The organism is Candidatus Similichlamydia epinepheli, assembly GCF_003056015.1.
The window spans coordinates 1-4,862 of record NZ_PPEU01000056.1; the positions used below are offsets into that span (position 1 = coordinate 1).

Annotated in this window: 4 protein-coding genes; 1 reads left to right on the plus strand and 3 read right to left on the minus strand. The window is 35.3% G+C overall.

Going from position 1 to position 4,862, the window contains the following annotated elements; genetic code table 11:
• Positions 1 to 1,539: 1,539 nt before the first annotated feature.
• From GCCT14_RS03535 to GCCT14_RS03545, 3 genes are all read right to left on the minus strand, one after another.
• Complete coding sequence (locus GCCT14_RS03535) at positions 1,540 to 2,229, minus strand: hypothetical protein (RefSeq protein ID WP_108624268.1); 690 nt, start codon at positions 2,227 to 2,229, stop codon at positions 1,540 to 1,542.
• A gap of 254 nt (positions 2,230 to 2,483) precedes the next feature.
• Positions 2,484 to 3,413, minus strand: a complete 930-nt coding sequence (locus GCCT14_RS03540; protein ID WP_108624269.1) for a tyrosine-type recombinase/integrase — start codon at positions 3,411 to 3,413, stop codon at positions 2,484 to 2,486.
• Entirely contained in the window at positions 3,374 to 4,087 is a 714-nt protein-coding gene (locus GCCT14_RS03545) for a putative quorum-sensing-regulated virulence factor (RefSeq protein WP_108624270.1), read from the minus strand. Before GCCT14_RS03545 ends, GCCT14_RS03540 begins: the two co-directional genes overlap by 40 nt.
• 59 nt (positions 4,088 to 4,146) lie before the next feature.
• Between GCCT14_RS03545 and GCCT14_RS03550 the strand changes: the two genes are divergently transcribed.
• Positions 4,147 to 4,545, plus strand: a complete 399-nt coding sequence (locus GCCT14_RS03550; protein WP_157952570.1) for a hypothetical protein — start codon at positions 4,147 to 4,149, stop codon at positions 4,543 to 4,545.
• Positions 4,546 to 4,862 lie beyond the last annotated feature (317 nt).

Genomic DNA, 4,862 nt, shown 5'->3' on the forward strand with positions numbered 1-4,862 from the left:
GTTTGGTTGGATGATATTGGTTATTGTGGTTGTTGTGGTTTATCTTATGAACATAAATATATGCCTCGTCTAGATTCTAAAAAGAACCTTTTGGAAAAAATGTGCCCTTGTATGGCTTTCCACCTAATAATTGAATTTCACTCAGTTGTACACAGTTCATAACTGCTAGTTGATTGAGTGATTATCTCTATAACTGTTTAATTGTTAACTAGTTCAGCCAATGAAAATTGCTCAAGAACTAAACTTGCAATTTGACTAAGCATTTATAGTGTTGGAAGATGCACTATGTTTAAAAGTTTGAATTATCTTTAAGTCGGCCATCTTTCCAACTCAAAGTATTTTCAAAACGTTATATTTATACAAAAAAAATTGTCATGAGTTAAGTTTTCAAAGATTGCATTATGCTTTCTTCATTTCGTGTCTTAATTAGATTTATTAATCTTGAGATTAGCTTTTATCTTCTTGTCGTTGTAAGCAGCTCAAATGCAATTAATTAAATTAAGAACATAATAAGAAGTTATTTTTAATAGTCGTGAAAAAGCATAACCTAACGACAATGTCAAACTAAAACACAAGTAGAAAAAAAGCAATTTTAATCAAAAACACCTTTTTAAAGCATATCGAATCATATTTTCTATTTTAGAGACCCAAAAATTTATTTTTTTAATAAAAAAATCATCGTATAGCTCTAAGATAGATTTATTATTTAATTCAATTATTTGTATATCACAGATCAGTCTACTTTCTTAAAGGCAAATAAAACTGCAATTTCAATTGCATGATGTGTACTATATTTCCATTGAACAGTTTTTTATATGGCCAGTAAGCATCACTCTGGAAACAGATGGAGAAGTATAAACTGTTAACGCATAATGATATTTTGACAGTTTTGTATTGCAAAATATTTGTATATTGGGAGCGCAAAACGAAGTTTTAGATTGAAAAAACACAAACTTATTTTGATATAATGAATTTGTTGAATGGAATCTCTATATAAGAATAATTTTTATTTGCCGCGTGTTTGCTATTGTTTTGGTAGCCGTTTATTCAATGCGCCTAATGTAATTGCATTAATTAGATCTATTCCCTCTCAAAGACTTGAATCTTTTTCATGGTTCGCATCAGCAAATTTTTTCGAAAAAATTACATATGTTGTAATCAGTGTTTTCTGCTTTTTTTTGTCTCTTATAAAGCGTTTATTTATTTTTTTTATAATTGTATTTCTATTGTTGTTATTGTTCCTTTCATTACTTCACTATTTGGACAAAAGTGGTGGAGTTTTAAAAAAGGATTTAAGCGAAGAAGAAATAAGAAGACAGGCAAAATCAAAAATAACCATTGATGATTTCAAGAGTATCTTCAATGGTAAAGAGCCATCATCCCACGATTTGTTGAAAGCTATGTTCTCTAAATCACCAAATTAATGCATATAAGCGTGTATCGAAGTGAGCTGTAACCATTTCATGTCATGATCGAGCAGCCTGGTTGATATTCAGTTTCTCAAAATTTCTAATGGAAAATTCTATTTATTTCATGAAATTAATCTTCTTGGAGCGAAGCACGAATTGTCTCCAAGATTAATACTGTTTTCTCGTCGATCATAGATTTCATTTCTTCCATTAAGACTACAAATTTCGATTCGATGGTAGATTGCGTGTCAACCATCATCGCAGATAAGCTTCTAGTTGCGCTGTCCTTTAGTTCTGCGTCTATTCTGTCAAGTTTTGTATCCATTTTCATGTTTAAAGAAAGTGTTAGCTTCTCGAGCATAGTTTCAATATTATTTTTTGCCTCTTGTCGCAATTGATCTATTCCATCACTAATACGACCTTCTAAATTTTGTGACATCTCTTCAAGCTTTTTCTCCAGTTGCTCTTGGCGTCTCTCTATCTCGATGAGACGTTTGGGCTCTTCTTCAAATTTTTGAAAATATTTTATCAAAATTGGTGGAATCCTTTTCAGGAACATGAATAAATAAAAAAGTAAAAGCAGACTCAAAAGTAATATGCAAACATATTTTAAAATTGATTGAACTGAAAAAGGAAGAGATGAAAAAGGAGAAAATGACTTCGCGCCTAATGAAGTTACGCTTGGCCCTGATAGCTGGGACTGCTTTCTATTTAGCGAAAGTATGCTTCGTATGCTTGATGGAATAACACCGTTTTGATGCCTCCCAAACCCGTACCTTATCGTGTTTCTACAGTTGATAAGCCGAAAAAGAGTGTTCATATAACATTTTCACCTGTAGTTAAGAGCACGAAGTAAGATTTAGTGATGTATGGACAAATACACGTCTATAATTTAATAAAAAAACTAATTTGTGTTGCTGATGTTATTAATTATGGATGATAAAATTGTTTAGGGATTTCAAATTAAAAAATAGAGCCACTTTAAGAATTGCCTGATTTGGTTTTTATTGAAAGTTGTTTTGTATTTTTTCATATTAAACAGGCGAAGAGATGACATTTGTTTGTGGATTAGATTTAAGAATCTAACCCATTAGGATCAGGATGCAACGAGTCAAATAAATTTTGGATTTGCTCAAGAACAGTATGTGTGTAACGTTCCGTAGTTGAAATATCTGAATGACCAAGCAACTCCTGAATCACACGAATATTTGCGCCGTGAGCAAGAAGATGTGTTGCAAAGCTATGTCTAAGGTTGTGTGGAGAGATTGCTTTTGAGCAAACTAGAGATGACAGAAAGCGAATGCGCTTCCATGCTTGTTCTCTTGTCATTCTTCTTTTGCGGCTGTTTAATAGTAATGAATCCGTTGATGGACTGAGTTCCCTTCTTTTTTCCAAGTAAAGAGACATATCCTTTACCAAAGATTCTTGAACAGGAACCAATCGTTCCTTTTTTCCCTTGCCGCATACATGTAATAATCCACTTTGAACAGCATCGAGATTTAATTGGCATGCTTCAGAGACGCGCAGCCCGTGTCCGTACAAAAGATGTATTAGGATTCTATCTCTCAGAGCTAGAAACGACATTCCTTGGCAGGCTTCTAAAAGGGCAAAAGCCTCTTCTAATGTGATCGATCGTGGAAGTCTATATCTAAAAATTGGAGCGGAAATTAATTCTGGTGGTGACCTCTTATTGGAAGGCCAAACCCCGTCAGCTTTCAAGAACCTCCAGAAAGCTCGAAGGGATTCGAGTTTTCTCTTAATTGAAGAAGGGCGTAGCCTTTTTTTAAGTTCTTGAAGAAACATACCAACATGCTCTTGAGTCACGTCCAAAGGAGACGTCAAACCAGAAAAAATTAGAAATTGCCTTGTGTCACTTAGGTAGGCTTTTTTCGTTTCCAGTGAGTAACCAAGCTCTCTAAACAAAAAATGACCAAAATCTAAAAGAAGATAGTCACACGGATGATTTATATTAGCTTCAGAGCTTTTAGTTCTTCTTTTAAGCATTGGTTTTGCGGTTTTTCAAGAGCGCCACTTTCACTTAACCATTTCAAATAAGATGAAGGAATCTCTTGGAGATGTTTACCTTGATACTTGCCAAACGGCATAATTCCGTTTGACCATCGGCCATTGTCTGGCTCCTCTAATTTTTTTAAGATTAATTCAAGAGGCAAATCTCCAACTAAGTCAGAGAAAACTTCGAATAAAGTTAAAACATCATCCAAAGCCATGTGCGCTTGATTGTTAGGAATGCCAAATGTCTCTCTCAAAAATTGTAAAGAATGACGAGGCAAGTCAGGCCTGTATTTTCTCGCCCATTGTAAAGTGTCAACTGTAGGCCAGTCTTTGGGCAAGTGAAGGTCAAAACGATTCAGTTCATTCTCAATAAAAGGAATATCAAATTGCTTACCATTATGAGCAATCAACACGGGGGTTTCAGCTAAACTGCAAAATTTTAAAAACTCTGGTCCGATCTGATCAAAAGTAGGAGAGTTAATCACCATGTGATCATAAATTCCATGAATTGCAGAAGAGTCAGCAGGTATAGGTTGCCCAGGATGAACCAAGGATGTAAACTTCTCTCCTTTTGTCGGACAAAAAGCAGCGATTTCTACGATCCGATCTTTGTGCAAATCAAGTCCGGTCGTTTCAATGTCAAAAAAAACAGCATTCAGTGGCAATTGGCTTCTCTCTTAATAAGCTATGAACTACAAGTGATCTTCATCCTTAAGGGGGGATTTTGTCTATATTGGTTCTTGACTTCTCTTCTCGACATCTTGTTTGTGCTGTTTGTAATGGCGAAGACATTACAAGAGGAGGGGTTTTCTGTGATCTATCTTCATGCGATGAACTCCCAAACAGATTGCATCAACTCGTTAAAGACATTCCAATAAATCGAATAGTTTTAGGACATGGCCCAGGATCATACACTGGAATAAGAGTATCAGCTACAATCGCGCAATCTTTCGGTTACTGCAAACAAATTCCTATATTCACTGTTTGTAGCTTAAAAGGACTCTTACCAAGAAACCTATCTGCGCAAGATTATCTTCTCATTGCTATGACAGGTCGATCGCGGTATCATGGTAAGAGTCCTTTTAAGCTACAAACAGTGAATATAGGAATTTGTTTGCAGTAACCGAAAGTCTTCGGGACAAATTGAGACGATTCTATTAGAACATCGTGTTGAAATTTGCGCTTCTTTCCCTGCACCATGTGCAACAAGTAATTGGCAGCAGGTGGAACTAGATCCTTTAGTACTTGTTCAAGAGGCGTCTTCCGTTGGTTTGTATCCGGGAAATCTTTATGAAGGTCTCGAGATGCATTACACTGTTGAAGCTCCGATTTTATGAAGGTGGTTTTTGAGTGTCTATCGTGGGGTTGAAACTTTATTTTTGACCTATTTAAGATCGACTTGAAGCCGGTGGATATGAGTAACTGTTTAATTGCCTTTCC

What these genes read in the sequence shown, in the direction of transcription:
- GCCT14_RS03535 (WP_108624268.1), bottom strand. Translation starts at nt 2,229, where the DNA reads ATGAACACTCTTTTTCGGCTTATCAACTGTAGAAACACGATAAGGTAC.
- GCCT14_RS03540 (WP_108624269.1), bottom strand. Translation starts at nt 3,413, where the DNA reads ATGCTTAAAAGAAGAACTAAAAGCTCTGAAGCTAATATAAATCATCCG.